This is a genomic window from Arthrobacter sp. CAN_A212 (genome assembly GCF_015752345.1).
GTDB lineage: Bacteria > Actinomycetota > Actinomycetes > Actinomycetales > Micrococcaceae > Arthrobacter_D.
Window position 1 is genome coordinate 146,859 of sequence record NZ_JADOUT010000003.1, and the last position, 15,589, is coordinate 162,447.

Below are 15,589 nucleotides of genomic sequence, written 5' to 3' on the forward strand. Positions count from 1 at the left end.
GCTCCCACTCACCATCCAGAGAACTCTCAGAGTCTGGGAGGATACTGGGAACTGTGAAAAAGACTGGACCCGAAGCGAAACTTCTTGTTGTCGATGACGAGCCGAACATCCGCGAGCTTCTTTCCACCTCGCTGCGGTTCGCCGGTTTCGACGTCGTCGCGGCCGCCAATGGCCGGGAGGCGCTTGCCGCCGCAGAAACCCACAACCCTGATCTGGCGGTCCTGGACGTCATGCTGCCGGACATGGACGGGTTCACTGTGACCCGCAGGCTCCGCGCCGCTGGACGCCACTTCCCGGTGGTGTTCCTCACCGCCCGCGACGACACGGACGACAAGGTCACCGGCCTCACCGTGGGCGGCGACGACTACGTCACGAAACCCTTCAGCCTCGACGAGGTGGTGGCCAGGATCCGCGCCGTCCTTCGCCGCACCCAGCCGATGGACGACGACGACGCGGTGATCCGCGTGGACGACCTCGAGCTCGACGACGACGCCCACGAGGTGCGCCGCGCCGGCGAGGTCATCGACCTCTCCCCCACCGAGTTCAAACTCCTGCGCTACCTGATGATGAACCCCAACCGGGTGCTCTCGAAGGCGCAGATCCTCGACCACGTGTGGGAATACGACTTCAACGGTGATGCGTCGATCGTCGAGTCCTACATCTCCTATCTGCGGCGCAAGATTGACAAGAACCCCGACGCCACGGCATTGATCCAGACCAAGCGGGGCGTCGGGTATCTGCTGCGCACCGCCGACAAGCGGTAGCCCTTCACGTGATCGATCGGTGGAAAGCGGCATCACTGCGCACCCAACTGGTGGCCATCATGACCTTGCTCATGGTGGTCACTGTTGCGATCACCGGAATCGTCACCGTGTCGCTGCTACGCACCAACCTCATCGAGCAGATGGACTCGGACATTCTCGTCAATGCACCCAATGTGGCGCAGAACATCCTCCCCGACGGCTCAGCCGACGGCTCGCTGCTCAGGTTCTACGGGGAGCTGAGGAACGAGGACGGGCAATTGCTCCGCGCGACCGTCTCCCAGGGGTCGACCGATGTTCCGGACATCCCAGTGCTCAATGTCGAGCAGGTACAGGCGCGGGGGCAGGACGGGTTTACTGTCCCGGGAAGCGTCAGTGGCAGCCCGGGATGGCGGGTGGTGCTCTTCGCGCTGCGGAACGAGCAGGGCAGCGTGGCAGTGGCGTCCAGCCTCTCGACGGTCAACCGGTCGTTGGAGGAGGTGGGACAGATCATTTTCGGTGTCGGGCTCGGGGCCACCATGGTCGCCAGCGGCATTGCCTTCATTGCGGTCACCCGACAGTTCCGGCCGCTGGGCCGGGTGGAACGAACGGCCGCCGCCATCGCTGCCGGAGACCTGTCTCGACGCGTCGAGGTGGAGCGGCCCGCCACCGAGGTGGGCCGGCTGTCACGCTCACTGAACGCGATGCTCGCGCATATTGAGGCAGCGTTCTCCGCCCGCACCGAATCCGAACGCAAGATGCGCCGGTTCGTCGCCGATGCGTCGCATGAGCTGCGGACCCCCCTGGTGACCATCCGGGGGTTCTCGGAGCTGTACCGCCACGGCGCCCTGCAGAACGACGACGACGTCGGCGCGGCAATGGGCCGGATCGAAAGCGAAGCGAAGCGGATGGGCGAACTGGTGGAGGATCTGCTGACGCTGGCCCGGATCGACGAACAGCGGCCGCTGAAATCGGAGCCGCTGGACCTGGTCATCCTGGGAAACGACGCTGCCCTTGACGCCCGGGCCATCGCCCCTGACCGGCAGATCACCGTGATCGGCCTCGACGGCGGGCCCGCACAGCCGGCACCAACGGTCGGGGACGAGGCGCGGCTGCGGCAGGTGGTGGCCAACCTGATGACCAATGCGCTCCGCTACACACCCGACGGGACGCCCATCGAGATCGCCGTGGGTGTGGCTCCGGTGATTCATGGTCGGATGGACTCAGTTATTGAGGTGCGCGATCACGGTCCCGGGATCTCGGAGGAAGACGCGGCCCGGGTCTTCGAACGGTTCTACCGCGCCGACTCGTCCAGGTATCGGGAGACCGGTGGTACCGGCCTGGGTCTGGCCATCGTGGCGGCGCTGGTGGCGCAGCATGATGGTTCGGTGCGTCTGGAGGAGACGGTCGGCGGCGGTGCCACCCTGTCCATCAGGCTGCCCTACACGGCCGTCGAAGCAGACTCGTCCTCCACAACGTCCTGAGTTTGGTGGGGTTTGCCCACACTTCACCACCGGCCCATTCGCGGCGCCCTTCCCCGGCCTAGGGTCGAGGGGAAAGGAGGACAACAATGACAAACTTCCAGGTCGACACTGACGCCCTCGTGGCCAAGAACAACGAGGTGCAGGGAACGATCAGCCGACTGCAAGCCGAGGTCAACACCATGCAGGCGGGTTTGCAGGACCTTGAGCAGTTGTGGCGTGGCCAGGCCGCGGCGAACTTCCAGCAGCTGGTCATCCAGTGGCGGGCCACCCAGGCGCGGGTCGAGGAGTCGCTGGCCGAAATCAACCATTCGCTTTCGGTCGCAACCCAGCAGTACGTCGACGCCGAGCTGAGTAACGCACGGATGTTCCAGTACTAGCCGCTTAACGCCGGAAGGACGGCATCCCCTATCGGGGATGCCGTCCTTCCGGTTACAGCCAGGTGAGGTGCGAGACCTCGTGGGTGGGGACTAGAAGCCGCCCATACCGCCCATGCCGCCCATTTCGTCGCCGCCGCCGCCGCCAGCTGGAGCCTTCTCAGGCTTGTCAGCTACAACGGCTTCGGTGGTGAGGAACAGGCCAGCAATGGATGCCGCGTTCTGCAGGGCAGAGCGGGTCACCTTTACGGGGTCGTTGACCCCGGCGGCCAGCAGGTCTTCGTAGACCCCGGTTGCTGCGTTCAGGCCGTGACCTGCAGGCAGTCCGCGGACCTTGTCGACAACAACGCCTGGCTCAAGGCCAGCGTTGAAGGCGATCTGCTTCAGGGGGGCGTCGATGGCAACGCGCACGATGTTCGCGCCGGTTGCCTCGTCGCCTTCGAGCTGCAGCGATGCGAAAGCCTTCGCGCCAGCCTGAATCAGGGCTACGCCGCCACCGGCGACGATTCCTTCTTCGACTGCAGCCTTGGCGTTGCGGACTGCGTCCTCAATGCGGTGCTTGCGTTCCTTGAGCTCAACCTCGGTCGCGGCTCCGGCCTTGATGACTGCAACGCCGCCGGCCAGCTTGGCCAGGCGCTCCTGCAGCTTCTCGCGGTCGTAGTCGGAATCGGAGTTCTCGATCTCGGCGCGGATCTGGCTGACGCGTCCGGCGATCTCGTCGGCGTTGCCTGCACCCTCGACGATGGTGGTCTCGTCCTTGGTGACAACAACCTTGCGTGCGCTGCCCAGGAGGTCCAGGGTGGCGTTCTCAAGCTTGAGGCCAACTTCTTCGGCGATAACCTGGCCACCGGTGAGGATGGCGATGTCGGCCAGCTGGGCCTTGCGGCGGTCGCCGAAGCCTGGAGCCTTGACGGCAACTGACTTGAAGGTGCCACGGATCTTGTTGACCACCAGGGTGGCCAGCGCTTCGCCTTCGATGTCTTCGGCGATGATCAGCAGCGGCTTGCCGGACTGCATGACCTTCTCGAGGACAGCAACCAGGTCCTTGACGTTGGAGATCTTCGAGTTGACGATCAGGATGTACGGATCTTCGAGGACCGTTTCCTGGCGCTCGGCGTCGGTGACGAAGTAGCCGGAGATGTAGCCCTTGTCGAACCGCATGCCCTCGGTGAGCTCAAGCTCCAGGCCGAAGGTGTTGGATTCCTCGACGGTGATGACGCCTTCTTTGCCAACCTTGTCCAGCGCTTCGGCGATGAGATCGCCGATCTGCTGGTCGCCGGCCGAGATGGACGCGGTCGCGGCGATCTCTTCCTTGGTTTCGATTTCCTTGGCGGAGGCGAGGAGCTCACGAGTGACGGCTTCGACAGCCTTCTCGATGCCGCGCTTCAGGCTCAGCGGGTCGGCGCCGGCGGCAACGTTCCGCAGGCCTTCCTTGACCAGTGCCTGTGCCAGCACGGTGGCGGTGGTGGTACCGTCGCCGGCGACGTCGTCAGTCTTCTTGGCGACTTCCTTAACCAGCTCGGCGCCGATCTTCTCGAACGGGTCGTCCAGCTCGATCTCCTTGGCGATGGAAACGCCATCGTTGGTGATCGTGGGAGCGCCCCACTTCTTTTCAAGGACTACGTTGCGGCCGCGTGGGCCCAGCGTTACCTTGACGGCGTCGGCGAGGATGTTGAGTCCTCGCTCGAGGCCGCGGCGTGCCTCTTCATCAAAAGAAATGATCTTGGCCATAGTGGCTTAGGTCCTTTCGGGGACAGTCCTGCTTATCAGCAAACTTATGCTCACCTGCTGCGGTGCCCGCGACGGACGGGCAACATCCGGACGATCTCTTTACGTCCCGACACGGCCCTCACCACAGTGGTGTGCGATTCACTCGCCAGCCGCGGACGGTTAGCAGTCAGCGGCTTAGAGTGCTAACTCAATAATTAGCACTCTGGCTGCTTGAGTGCAAGCGGAGCTCGGCCCATTGAGCACGCGTCACACCGTAGACAACCGAGTCGTACACGGCCCCGCGCACCACCCGGGCGTCACGAAATCTGGCCTCCTCGGTCCACCCGAGTTTCCGCCCAACATTGCACATCGCGAGGTTTCCGGACCAGGTGGAAAAGTCGAGGCGGCGGAAGCCGGTGGCGGCGAAAAGGTAGTCCGCCCACAGGGTGAGTGCCTCGCTTCCGACTCCGCGCCCGCGCTGGGACGGGTCGTAGACGGTGATTCCGGCTCGGGGCCATTCGGTCTCCTCCGACTCCCAGTGCCAGGAAACGGTCCCAACGAGGTGGTCGGTCAGAGCGTCGGCGATCACCATCCGGCGTCGGACCTCGGGGCTTTCTCCCGTCGAAAGCTGCTCCGCAAGACGCGCGAGCGCGGCGTCGGCCTCCTGCGTGGTGAGAGGCGGAAAGTACGGCCCATCCCACTGGTGCCACTCCTGATGGGGGCGAAGCCATTCGCGGTAAGCGGAAAGATCGGCGATGTGCCAGTCGCGTAGCCGGACCTTCGTCCCCTCGAGTGTCAGCATGGATGCGCCGTCGGTCCCTACTGGAAACCGGGCCCGATCACTACCGTGACATCCGGTGAAACCTCGGTGGTCTCGATCAGGGTCGGAATCCCGAGCACACCGCTCAGCTCCTGCGCCGTTTCGAGCTGGGAGGGGTCGTTGTAGAAGATCACCGAGTTCTGCAGGGGCGCTCCACCCCAGTCGGCGATCTCTCCCACGGTCCACCCGTCGGCGGTCACTCGACCGGCGGCCAGCGTGGCCTGTCCCCCGATTCCGCTGGCGTTGTAGACATTCACTGGCTCGCTGCGGTCGATGCCGTCCGGGTCCGCGGTGAGAGTCGGGTCGCTGCCCTCAGTCCCTCCCCCGGCCGGCCCATCGGTGGCGGGGTCGGACGGGGCTGGTTCGGACGAGTCGGCGCCGGCCGCGGGGCTGGGTGATGCGTCGGCGGTCGCGGTCGCCGTGGACTGGCCGGATGTCGGTTCCGCCCCGCTGCCAAAGCCCAGCCGCGGAAGGATGAAGAAGGCGGCGAGCCCGACGGCGAGCGCCAGCACTCCGACCAGGATCTTCAACGCGAGCCCACTGGAGCCCGGCGGCACCAGCCTTTCCCGGTGGACGCCCTGCCGCGAGGCGGATTCAGGGATCTTGTCGAACTCGTCCCGGGGGTATTGGCTCATGTGCTGCGTTGTCCTTGGTTTGGGTGCCCGTTTTGGCTCACGAGAGGCGTTAGATCTCAGCGCCGAGGCGGCGGGCTGAGCGGGCACGCTGACGGGATGTACGTAGTCTACGCAGGCGCTTCACCAGCATGGGGTCGTGGGCGAGGGCCACCTCGGTATCGATCAGGGCGTTGAGGATCTGGTAGTAGTGGGTGGCCGACAGGTCGAACAGTTCCCGGATCGCCTGTTCCTTGGCGCCCGAATACTTCCACCACTGGCGTTCCAGGGCAAGCATCTGCTGCTCCCGGTCGCCCAGATCCCCTGCCCGGGGGTGCTTGTCCGGGGATGCCTGCACCGCGTTATCCGCGCCCGCTGCTTCCGTCACTCTCCACCGCCCCTTAGCAAAATGCAGCCCGCTTTCACGCTGCCCGATTGCTCCCCATGGTAATTGGAAATAACAAGGTTGTCATTTGGGACTGCGGAGCCGCAGGATGGGATGATGTCGGATCATCAGGCTGCCCTCTTCCCGGAACCCGTGGCTGCTGCCACCACGTCCCAGCGCGCATCGTCCGCGGAGGGTCGGGACAGCGAACCGTTTCCGTTCGCCGCGCCCAGTACGGTGGCCGACGTCGTCCACCCCAGCTGGGCAGCAGCCCTGGCCGCGGTGGAACCTCACCTGCACCACCTGGCGCGCGACCTGCAGGCCGAGGTCGACGCCGGTCACCAGATTCTGCCCGAGCCCGGGAACATCCTGCGTGCCTTCAGCTACCCCCTGGAGGAGGTCAAGGTGCTCCTGATCGGCCAGGACCCGTATCCAACGCCCGGTCACGCCGTCGGGCTGTCGTTCTCTGTGTCGGAGCGCACCCGGCCGCTGCCGAGGAGCCTCGCGAACATCTACCGCGAGCTTGCCACTGACACATCGGTGGCGGTCCCCGCCCACGGGGACCTGACCGGCTGGGCCGAGCAGGGAGTGCTGCTGCTGAACCGGGTACTGACGGTGCGCGCTGGCGACGCCGCCTCGCACCGGCGTCTGGGCTGGGAGGCGGTGACCAGTGCAGCCGTCGAGGCGCTGGTGGCGAGGAACGCCCCCCTGGTCGCCGTCTTGTGGGGGCGGGACGCCCAACAGGTGAAGCCGTTGCTCGGCTCCACCCCCACCGTCGAGTCGGTCCACCCCAGTCCGCTCTCGGCGTCACGCGGATTCTTCGGGAGCCGCCCCTTCAGCCGGACCAACGCGCTCCTCGCTGACCAAGGCGCCAGCCCGGTGGACTGGCAGTTGCGCTAGGAGTTACCGTCGCCGGTTGCGGCGTTCGTTGCTGCTGGCACCCTTGGTGAGCGGGCGGGCCAGATTGTCGCCCAGCACCACGCCTCCCGCGACGGCCAGGATAATGGTCAGCGCGTTGAACAGGGAGTTGGTGCCGGTGCCGATCAGTTCGGTCTCGATGGTCAGTCCGTACATCGACCGGAAGACCATCAGCCCCGGGTACAGGAACATGACGGCGGGGACAGCCACCACCAGCTGGGGGGCACCCATCCGCAAGGCCACCACCCGGGCCAGCATCCCAATCATCACGGCTGCGACCGCCGGGGCCAACCGGTAGCCGACGCCGAGGAAGACCACCAGCGAATAGAGCAGGAACCCGGTCACGCCGATCAGTGATGTGGGAATCACCAGCTTCATGTCGGTCTGCTCCGCCACACAGATCATCCCGACGGCGATGAAGACCAGGACCGCGACAACCGGTACCGGGTAGAGGGACCCCACCGACGTGGTCAGTTCCAGCTCCGGAACGCCGATCAGGGCACCGAACACCAGCGCGACAGCGAGACCCGAGATGATTGCGGCGAACACCAGGAACGCGGACAAATATCGCCCAGCCGCTGTAACGGGGAAACCATTGATCGCGTCCTGGGTGGCCGAGACCAGCCGCCCGGTCGGCAGCAGCAGCAAAATCCCGCCCACCACCACGAACGAGGGCCTGATACCGATATCAAGCCACCAGAAGAACATGGCGATGATGGTGACCATCCCGGCGGAAGTGGCCACCGAGAAGAACTCGGGGACGCGCCACTTCCCCAGCTGCCGCAGCATCAGATCCACGCCGATGCAGCTGACGAAACTAATCAGCGATTCCAGCGGGGTGCCGCCGAGGAAGCCAACGATGGCGGCGCCGAAGATGCCGAACGCGGCCGTCACCATCCAGCGCGGGAACGGTTTCGGCCTGTGGGTGATCTCATCGAGCCGCGCCGCGGCTTCGATCCGGGTGGTGCTGCCGCCGACAATATCGGTCACCAGCTGGTGCACCTTCAGGAGTCCGGCGTAGTTGTTGGTCCACGACCGGACGACGCGCAGAACGGTGACGGGCGTCTGGTCCTTGGCCGAATAGTTGAGGATGACCGACTGGTTGGTGATATCCACTTCAATGTTATCCAGCCCAAACGCGGCGGTGACCGCGATGATGCTGGTCTCGACCTCGAGCGCACCGGCGCCGTACCTGAACATCGTCTCGGCGAGGCTCAGTGCGAAGTCAAGGGTCCGCCGGGCGTTGATGTCCGGCCCGGATGCCTGGATGGTGGGATTGGCATAGGGGCTTCCCGCGAGCCGCTCCACGATACTCATTGCCTGGGTGGGCGGGGTCTCCCCTTGGACCAGCCTGCGGAGGACCTTGCGGGCAGCGGCATTGGACCGGTCGGGGCGGACCGAACGCGGGGTGGTCGGCAGTGCGTCGGTGGGTGTCGAGTAGGTCCGGCGATCAGGCTTGGCGGCCGTCGGACGCGGCTTGGCCTTTCCTTTCGCCGACGGGACCCTAGCCGGCTTGCCGGGGCGTCCCACGGACCCCGGCGCGTCGGGGGTTCCCGGCAGCGAGTGAACCGGCCGTGACACGGGTGCCACCACACTGGCGGGCGTCTCCGCGGTGGGGATGATGGGCAGCTGCTCGGCTACCGGCGCCGGGTTGGTGTTGGGGTTGCGGCCATCGTCTGACTCGGTCTTTTCACCCATGGGCAAAACCTTTCATCAGGTAGGCCGCGCGCGGCGGGAACGGTGGTTAGTAGAACGGCTGGTGGTGTCGGCGCCAGTAGATTTGCCGGGCAACTCGTTCCCCGATGGCATTCCACAGTCGATACTTCCATGCGCTGAGCGGTAGGTCATAACAGCCGACAAAGTCCGTCACAGTCTTGGTGAAACTGGTCTTGAACAACCCCAGCCCGTGGTGCGGATGGGAGCTGTCATTGAGCCGGTCGCTGGGCGGCGTGCCGCAGAAATCGTACTCGATGATGCCGAACTCTTCCTTGAGGTCGGTGATCGCCTGCCACTGCACCAAATGGGAATCACCGTACTGGGACCGCTTGGGCCGGGAGCCGCCGTCCTTGTAGGTGCCCTTCAGCCCGTAGTTGATCACAAACGCGCCCACCGACGGTTCGCCGTCCTCATAAACGAAGTACAGGCGGCCCTGACCGGCGTCGGCGAAGTTCTTCCAAAACCGGCTGTAGTACTCATAGGAGCGCAGCTTCGCGGCTGACCGGTCCTCAATGTGGGCCATCAGCGCGTACATGGTGCGGAAGTTCTCGTCGGTGGAATCCATCCGGCGCACCTCAACACCCTCCCGGATGGCGCGCCGCACCGCGTTGCGCCCCCGTGAATGCAGATTGCGCAACAACTGGTTGGGCTCAGGGGTGGTGTCCAGGAGCGCCGTGTGGTCGTTCGGCTGCAGGTCGAAGGTCTTGATCAGGCCCGCCGCCCGGAACTGCCGGTCGACGTCGTCGTTAGCGAAGATGTCCGGCTCCACCTTGACGGCGAACACGTTGTGGCGTCCGGTGCGGACGAGTTCCCGGCAGGCGTCGAGGATTTCGGGCACATGGGCCGGCTCGGCGACATCGGGTCCCTTGATGAGGTACCAGAGAGCACCCAGGACGGGGAGCCGCTTTTCGATCACCAGGTTGTAGGTGGTGTAGTCGGGGCACTCGAAGACCAGGAAACGAGGCGTCCAGCCGTGCTGGGACTTCACCTCGGCGAAGGATGCCGACTGGAGTATGTTTCCGCCGTTGGGGTTCGCCGTCACCAGCGCATCCCAGTTATCCCGCTCCTCGGCCGTGGCTAGACGCGCGGTGAACTTAACCAAAATTCCTCAATCAGTGGTGGTGACACAAAGACAATTCAGTGTAACGGCTGACCCGCTTTGCATCGGTCAGCCGGCGGGCGGCGCCGGGGCCACCGGCCCCGGGCGACAATCGAGGATGGGAAAACTTGTCACCTTAGGCAACCGACACCGCGATGTGATCCTCCTCATTGGGCAGCGGGTGCCCTAGCATCGAAAGCATGGACTATCGATACCTCGGAAACAGCGGACTCAAGATTTCAGAAATCACCTACGGCAACTGGCTGACCCACGGATCGCAGGTGGAGAACGACGTCGCCACCCAGTGCGTGCGGGCCGCCCTGGACATGGGTATCACCAGCTTTGACACCGCCGACGTATATGCGAACACGGCGGCTGAAACCGTGCTCGGTGAAGCGCTGAAGGGCGAGCGGCGGCAGTCGCTGGAAATCTTCACCAAGGTCTGGGGCCCCACCGGGCCCAAGGGGCCCAACGACTGCGGCCTCTCCCGCAAACACATCATGGAGTCGATCAACGGATCCCTGGAACGGTTGCAGACCGATTATGTGGATCTTTACCAGGCGCACCGTTACGACCACGAGACGCCGCTGGAGGAGACCATGCAGGCGTTTGCCGACGTCGTCCGCCAGGGCAAGGCCCTGTACATCGGGGTCAGCGAATGGGACGCGCGGCAGATCCGAGCAGGCCACGAACTGGCCAAGGAGCTCGGCTTCCAGCTCATCTCCAACCAGCCGCAGTACTCGATGCTGTGGCGGGTCATTGAAGGCGAGGTGGTGCCGGTATCCGAGGAACTGGGACTGTCCCAGATTGTGTGGTCCCCGGTGGCCCAGGGTGTGCTGACCGGGAAGTACCAGCCGGGTGGCACACCCGAGCAGGGTTCACGGGCGGCGGACGACAAGGGCGGCTCGAACATGATCAAGCGGTGGATGTCAGATGAGACCCTCACCGGCGTGCAGAAACTTCAGCCGGTCGCCGACGAGGTGGGCCTGACCATGGCCCAACTGGCCGTCGCCTGGGTCCTGCAGAACAAGAATGTGGCAGCCGCCATCATTGGCGCGTCCAAGCCGGAGCAGGTGAAGTCCAACGCCGTCGCCTCGGGCGTGACCCTGGAAGCCGACGTGATGGCGAAGATCGACGCTGCCATTGGCTCGATGGCCGAGACCGACCCCGCCCAGACCGTCTCTCCTGAGCAGCGCCCCGCATGAGGCTCGCCGTAACCGGTGCCAGCGGAAAACTGGGCAAGACGGTGGTGACGGTCCTACGGGCTGCCGGGCACGACGTCATCGGGATGGATGTGCTCGGCGAACGCGGACCCGGTTTCGTGAAGGTCGACCTGACCAACTACGGGCATGTCATTGACGCGTTCTCGGGTGTAGACGACAGGCACCAGGGCTTCGACGCAGTCGTTCATCTGGCCGCCATTCCGGCTCCGGGCATCTACTCGGATGCCGCCACCTTCCACAACAACATGCCGTCCACCTATAACGTGTTCCAGGCGTGCCGGCGGATTGGGATCAAGAAGATCGTCTACGCCTCCAGCGAGACGGTGCTGGGGTTGCCGTTCGATCAGGATCCGCCGTACATCCCCGTCGACGAGGAGTACACGGCACGCCCGGAAAGCACCTACTCCCTGGTGAAGCACCTGGAAGAGCAGATGGCGATCCAGCTGACCCGTTGGGACTCCGAGCTGAGCATCACGGCCCTGAGGTTCTCGAACGTCATGGACCCGGAGGACTACGCGACGTTCCCCTCGTTCGACGAGGACGCCATGGCCCGGAAGTGGAACCTGTGGGGATACATCGACGGCCGCGACGGCGCGCAGGCAGTGCAGCGCGCGTTGGAGAACGCCGGCCCCGGTTTCGACCGGTTCATCATTGCTGCGGCTGACACGGTGATGAGCCGGTCCAGCACTTCACTGGCAGCCGAGGTGTTTCCCGACGTCGAGGTGGTGAAGGACGTGGGCGAGCACGAGACGCTGCTCTCCATTGACCACGCTCGCCGCGTTCTGGGCTTCGATCCGCAGTACAGCTGGCGGGATCACGTGTAGCTGGCCCTTCCGGCACACCCCTCCCGCCGAGCGGTAAGATCACCGCCCGGCGGGAGGGGTGTTGTCTCAGGCCGTGCGCGGCTCAGCTTCGGAACGGCGCCCCGAACGCACCCTGATGGCGATGGTGGCGAGCACGATGACCGCGGCGACGACGGCGGCCGTGATCGACGTGGTCATCGACTCCATCTGGCCGCTGGTGCGTCCGACGGCGATCCAGGTGAGGCCCCAGCCAATTGCCGCGGCTACCGCGAGCCGGCCGTTACCCTTCACCGCCAAGCCGACCCCGACCACCGCAACGACGAGTAGCACGCCAACGGCCCAGAGGTCGGGGCTGAGGCCGAAACCGTCGAACCCCGCTGCGGACAGCGCCGCTGCAATGTTGGCGCACACGGCGACCGACACCCAGCCCAGGTAGAGGCCGAGAGTGCCGTCGACGATCGCTGCCTCCACCCACGAGCCGGCGGGACGCGAACTGTAGCGGACAAACACCACGGTAAGAACTGCCAGCAGCACCAGGATCACCAGCACACTGGCGTTCAACCAGCCGGCCTGGATGCTCAGGATCCAGGCGGCGTTCAACAGCATGGAAGCCGCTACCAGCCAGCCGAACGCCCGTTGACGCGGACTCGCCTTCTGAGCCGGCAGCCACTGCCACACGGTACAAGCGACCAGCCCGAGGTACACAACGCTCCAGATGGAAAAGGCGGCGCTGGCGGGGGCGAGCAGCGTGGCGTCCGAGCCCAGGGCGCCACCGGCGGCCTCCGCGATGGGAGTGCCGCCAAAGACGCCGACGCCGATCATGGATCCGACAACACAGATGATGATGCTCAGCGTGACTGCAATCTGTCGGTATAGGTCGGAGCGGGTAGTCGTCCTGGGTAATATTTCGGAAGTCATGTCTCCATTCAACCTGAGCCACGCTAGGGAAACTATCTCTTTGATCAACTGATCAGTAGGCTGGGTAGTTCACGTGTTTACTCGAAAGGGGCATGTCTTGACTGAGGAAACGAATCGTCCCGAAGAGGACCTGAGCATCACCGACGGAATCGACCCGGCGGGTCCGGAAGAACTGGATCCCGTGACCGAGGGGCAGCCCGACAGCTACCCCGGCGCGGCTGAAGACAACCCCGACCAGTGGCGCAACGACCCGCTGCTGCAGGAGGAGCCGGCCGCGACAGCGACCGAAGAAGACATCATGAGCGAGCAGGCGCTCCGCGACGGCGCTGACGGAGCGCTGGCACCCGATGTCCCGACGCTGGGCGAAGCTGTCGCGGACGTGGATTTCGAGGATCCGGCCGATGAATCGGAGATTGATGCCAGCGACGACAGCGCCCACCTGGGCGGCTTGCCGCTCGATCAGGAAGCGCAGGATCTGCTCGACCAGTAGGACGCACCCGCCCTTCTGGGGCCGCGCCTGACGCCGCTGCGTCGTCGACACCCCGATCGGGGACCACCGACGGCGCAGTGGCTCGTCCGTTAAGACCCCCGATCCGGTGTTAGCCTTCGCACTCCCGGCAGAACAGAAGGTCGCCCTTTTGGCGGGCTACCTGGCTGCGGTGCCGGACCAGGAAGCAGGAGGAGCAGGTGAATTCGTCCTCCTGCGGTGGGATAACCCGGATCAGCAGTTCTTCACCGGACAGGTCGGCCCCGGGAAGGTCAATGCCCTCGGCGGTATCTGCGTCCTCGACATCAACCGAAGCCGACTGGGACTTGCTGCCGCGGTTGGCCTGAAGGGCTTCGAGGGACTCGGCTTCCTTGTCCTCATCGTTGTTGCGCGGTGCGTCGTAATCCGTTGCCATGCCGGTGCCATTCTCTTGAATTCGTTAGTGCCCTCGGGGGCAATGCAGCCACCGAGTCTAACCGGTTTATCCCGGCCAACGTGCCGGGGATATTCTCGCACGATTGCGTGACTAAGACGCCGTATTTCGGGCCTCCCGGAAGGACTCACCCGATGACACCTGTGTAAGGGAAACCGAAGCCCAAATATTCCCCTGAAGCACCGGTTCCGGTCCCCCTTCGGAGATGCTGCGGAATACGCCATCCGTGGGCGTGGTTGCTCACTGCAGAACCTACTTCCAACGGAAAGTGCAGCCTGTGACTCTCTTCACCCCGCTCAGCATTGGTGACATTGAACTGTCCAACCGTCTCGTGATGGCGCCCCTCACCCGGGTCCGGTCGAGCCGGGAGGGCATTCCCGGCCCCATGGTGGTTGAGCACTACCGCCAGCGAGCCTCACTGGGCCTGATCGTCACTGAGGGCACCTACCCCTGTGACTCTGGCCGCGGCTTCCCCGGCCAGCCCGGATTGGTCACCCCGGAACAGGTGGCAGCGTGGCGCCAGGTGACTGATGCGGTGCACGAGGACGGCGGCTTGATTTACGCACAGGTCATGCATGCGGGCCGGGTGACGCACGAGGCCACGACCGGTGGGCACGCCGTCGTCGCACCGAGCGCCGTCGCCATCGACGGCGAAACCCGTACCTACGACGGGAAGCAGCCCTACCCAATCCCCCACGCGTTGACCACCGAGGAGCTGCCCGGCGTCATCGAGGAATTTGTGCAGGCCTCGAAGAACGCGATTGAGGCTGGCATGGACGGGGTGGAGTTGCACGGGGCCAACGGCTACCTGCTGCACCAGTTCATGTTCACCGAGACCAACCAGCGCGAGGACGGCTACGGCGGAAGCCCCGAGAACCGCGCCCGGTTCATGATCGAGGTGGTGCAGGCTGTCGCTGCGGCTATCGGAGCCGAGCGCGTGGGCTTGCGCATCTCCCCCGCACCGAGCGGCCGGGATGTCCTTCCCGCCGACCCGGAGGACATTCTCGCTACCTACGGCGCCGTGGCCGACGCCCTCGCCCCGTTGCACCTCGCCTACCTGAGTGTGCTGCATGAAGACCCTGCCGGTGCCTTGATCCAGGAGATCCGCGGACGCTTCAAGGGGCCCTTCCTCGTGAACAGCGGCTTCGGCGTCATCACCGACCTGGACGAAGCCGAAGACATCCTGGCGTCGAACCTGGGCGACGCCGTCGTCGTCGGCCGTCAGGCCATCGCGAACCCGGACCTGGCACGCCGCTGGCAGGAGGGCCTGCCCCTGAACGAGCCGGACCCGCTGACCTACTACTCACACGGCGCCGAGGGCTACACCGACTATCCGTTCTATCAGGACCCGGAGGCGGCCGCTCCCGTCTCCTAGCATCCAGGCTGGTTGGAAGGCGCGGGGAACAAACAAACACCCAAGCAGGCCCATCACCATGCAAGCTATCAGCGCGCAGTCGAGGATAGAATCGCCCGGTGAAACAACGTCTTGCCGTCCTTACCCTCATCCCTGCCGCCTTCGTGCTCTCGAGTTGCGCCCAGCTTGAAGAAAGCGCCTCGGGAATAGCCAGCGACGCTGCATCACAGTTTGCTGAGGCCACCGCAGACGAACTCCGTGGCCAGGCCTGCCGCCTCGTCGAGGACGGAACAGTCAGCCTGGCGGATCAGCAGTTCCTTTCAGAAATGGTCGAATCAGCCGCAACAGCCGGGTTGCCGGCCGAGTTCACGGAGCCGTTGAGTGAGATCGCGGCTGCTGGCGACGACGTCCCCAGGGACTCGGTCGAGTCCCTGCAGAACTCCTGCGCAAAAACTTAGCAAGTCCGTTGCCCCAACCCGTTGCGCATCGGTGCGGCTTGCGTCACGCTGAGTGA

17 protein-coding genes are annotated in these 15,589 nt (G+C 64.9%); 9 read left to right on the forward strand and 8 right to left on the reverse strand.

Translation table 11 applies throughout. From position 1 onward, the window contains the following. The first annotated feature begins 53 nt into the window (after positions 1-53). The 3 genes from IWX64_RS04965 (at position 54) to IWX64_RS04975 (ending at position 2,601) form a co-directional block, all read left to right on the forward strand. Complete coding sequence (locus tag IWX64_RS04965) at positions 54-764, forward strand: response regulator transcription factor (RefSeq protein WP_196866045.1); 711 nt, start codon at positions 54-56, stop codon at positions 762-764. 59 nt (positions 765-823) lie between these two features. Continuing rightward, on the forward strand, positions 824-2,224 hold the full coding sequence (locus tag IWX64_RS04970; protein ID WP_334683162.1) for a sensor histidine kinase: 1,401 nt from the start codon (positions 824-826) through the stop codon (positions 2,222-2,224). An 86-nt stretch (positions 2,225-2,310) separates the two neighbouring features. Continuing rightward, a complete protein-coding gene (locus IWX64_RS04975; RefSeq protein ID WP_196866047.1) occupies positions 2,311-2,601 on the forward strand; it encodes a WXG100 family type VII secretion target in 291 nt (96 codons plus the stop codon). Positions 2,602-2,691: 90 nt separating this feature from the next. On the opposite strand, the gene groL is transcribed toward IWX64_RS04975, so the two are convergent. From groL to IWX64_RS04995, 4 genes are all read right to left on the reverse strand, one after another. Then, on the reverse strand, positions 2,692-4,329 hold the full coding sequence (gene groL, locus IWX64_RS04980) for a chaperonin GroEL (RefSeq protein ID WP_196866048.1): 1,638 nt from the start codon (positions 4,327-4,329) through the stop codon (positions 2,692-2,694). Between the two features lie 187 nt (positions 4,330-4,516). Continuing rightward, positions 4,517-5,110, reverse strand: coding sequence for a GNAT family N-acetyltransferase (locus tag IWX64_RS04985; RefSeq protein ID WP_196866049.1), 594 nt, complete (start codon positions 5,108-5,110; stop codon positions 4,517-4,519). Between the two features lie 17 nt (positions 5,111-5,127). Beyond that, positions 5,128-5,763, reverse strand: a complete 636-nt coding sequence (locus IWX64_RS04990; RefSeq protein WP_196866050.1) for a LytR C-terminal domain-containing protein — start codon at positions 5,761-5,763, stop codon at positions 5,128-5,130. Between the two features lie 49 nt (positions 5,764-5,812). After that, entirely contained in the window at positions 5,813-6,097 is a 285-nt protein-coding gene (locus IWX64_RS04995) for a DUF3263 domain-containing protein (RefSeq protein WP_334683166.1), read from the reverse strand. 144 nt (positions 6,098-6,241) lie between these two features. Between IWX64_RS04995 and IWX64_RS05000 the strand changes: the two genes are divergently transcribed. Continuing rightward, a complete protein-coding gene (locus IWX64_RS05000) occupies positions 6,242-7,024 on the forward strand; it encodes a uracil-DNA glycosylase (protein WP_196866052.1) in 783 nt (260 codons plus the stop codon). Between the two features lie 3 nt (positions 7,025-7,027). On the opposite strand, the gene IWX64_RS05005 is transcribed toward IWX64_RS05000, so the two are convergent. Continuing rightward, positions 7,028-8,740 carry a threonine/serine ThrE exporter family protein gene (locus tag IWX64_RS05005; RefSeq protein ID WP_196866053.1) on the reverse strand — a complete coding sequence of 571 codons (1,713 nt, stop codon included), beginning with the start codon at positions 8,738-8,740 and terminating at the stop codon, positions 7,028-7,030. A 46-nt stretch (positions 8,741-8,786) separates the two neighbouring features. Next, entirely contained in the window at positions 8,787-9,860 is a 1,074-nt protein-coding gene (locus IWX64_RS05010; protein ID WP_196866054.1) for a lipid II:glycine glycyltransferase FemX, read from the reverse strand. A gap of 197 nt (positions 9,861-10,057) precedes the next feature. Here IWX64_RS05010 and IWX64_RS05015 point away from each other — a divergent pair, with 197 nt between their 5' ends. Together IWX64_RS05015 and IWX64_RS05020 are read left to right on the forward strand one after the other, a co-directional pair. Continuing rightward, positions 10,058-11,062, forward strand: coding sequence for an aldo/keto reductase family protein (locus IWX64_RS05015; RefSeq protein ID WP_196866055.1), 1,005 nt, complete (start codon positions 10,058-10,060; stop codon positions 11,060-11,062). Further along, a complete protein-coding gene (locus tag IWX64_RS05020; RefSeq protein ID WP_196866056.1) occupies positions 11,059-11,904 on the forward strand; it encodes an NAD-dependent epimerase/dehydratase family protein in 846 nt (281 codons plus the stop codon). The genes IWX64_RS05015 and IWX64_RS05020 overlap by 4 nt, the downstream gene beginning before the upstream one ends. A gap of 66 nt (positions 11,905-11,970) precedes the next feature. Here IWX64_RS05020 and IWX64_RS05025 read toward each other — a convergent pair whose 3' ends face one another. Beyond that, complete coding sequence (locus tag IWX64_RS05025) at positions 11,971-12,801, reverse strand: tryptophan-rich sensory protein (RefSeq protein WP_196866057.1); 831 nt, start codon at positions 12,799-12,801, stop codon at positions 11,971-11,973. 97 nt (positions 12,802-12,898) lie between these two features. Between IWX64_RS05025 and IWX64_RS05030 the strand changes: the two genes are divergently transcribed. Then, positions 12,899-13,291, forward strand: coding sequence for a hypothetical protein (locus IWX64_RS05030; RefSeq protein WP_196866058.1), 393 nt, complete (start codon positions 12,899-12,901; stop codon positions 13,289-13,291). 109 nt (positions 13,292-13,400) lie between these two features. Here the strand turns inward: IWX64_RS05030 and IWX64_RS05035 are convergent, their stop codons facing one another. Then, on the reverse strand, positions 13,401-13,703 hold the full coding sequence (locus tag IWX64_RS05035; protein WP_026553250.1) for a DUF4193 domain-containing protein: 303 nt from the start codon (positions 13,701-13,703) through the stop codon (positions 13,401-13,403). A 295-nt stretch (positions 13,704-13,998) separates the two neighbouring features. Between IWX64_RS05035 and IWX64_RS05040 the strand changes: the two genes are divergently transcribed. Both IWX64_RS05040 and IWX64_RS05045 read left to right on the forward strand, forming a co-directional pair. Then, a complete protein-coding gene (locus IWX64_RS05040) occupies positions 13,999-15,096 on the forward strand; it encodes an alkene reductase (protein WP_334683163.1) in 1,098 nt (365 codons plus the stop codon). 98 nt (positions 15,097-15,194) lie between these two features. Then, a complete protein-coding gene (locus IWX64_RS05045; RefSeq protein ID WP_196866060.1) occupies positions 15,195-15,533 on the forward strand; it encodes a hypothetical protein in 339 nt (112 codons plus the stop codon). Positions 15,534-15,589: the final 56 nt, after the last annotated feature.

Excerpts from the sequence above, each read along its gene's own strand:
- IWX64_RS05015 (WP_196866055.1), top strand. The coding sequence starts at position 10,058 with ATGGACTATCGATACCTCGGAAACAGCGGACTCAAGATTTCAGAAATC.
- IWX64_RS05020 (WP_196866056.1), top strand. The coding sequence starts at position 11,059 with ATGAGGCTCGCCGTAACCGGTGCCAGCGGAAAACTGGGCAAGACGGTG.
- IWX64_RS04975 (WP_196866047.1), top strand. The coding sequence starts at position 2,311 with ATGACAAACTTCCAGGTCGACACTGACGCCCTCGTGGCCAAGAACAAC.
- IWX64_RS05000 (WP_196866052.1), top strand. The coding sequence starts at position 6,242 with ATGTCGGATCATCAGGCTGCCCTCTTCCCGGAACCCGTGGCTGCTGCC.
- IWX64_RS04985 (WP_196866049.1), bottom strand. The coding sequence starts at position 5,110 with ATGCTGACACTCGAGGGGACGAAGGTCCGGCTACGCGACTGGCACATC.
- IWX64_RS04970 (WP_334683162.1), top strand. The coding sequence starts at position 824 with ATGACCTTGCTCATGGTGGTCACTGTTGCGATCACCGGAATCGTCACC.
- IWX64_RS05005 (WP_196866053.1), bottom strand. The coding sequence starts at position 8,740 with ATGGGTGAAAAGACCGAGTCAGACGATGGCCGCAACCCCAACACCAAC.
- IWX64_RS04990 (WP_196866050.1), bottom strand. The coding sequence starts at position 5,763 with ATGAGCCAATACCCCCGGGACGAGTTCGACAAGATCCCTGAATCCGCC.
- groL (WP_196866048.1), bottom strand. The coding sequence starts at position 4,329 with ATGGCCAAGATCATTTCTTTTGATGAAGAGGCACGCCGCGGCCTCGAG.
- IWX64_RS05025 (WP_196866057.1), bottom strand. The coding sequence starts at position 12,801 with ATGACTTCCGAAATATTACCCAGGACGACTACCCGCTCCGACCTATAC.
- IWX64_RS05035 (WP_026553250.1), bottom strand. The coding sequence starts at position 13,703 with ATGGCAACGGATTACGACGCACCGCGCAACAACGATGAGGACAAGGAA.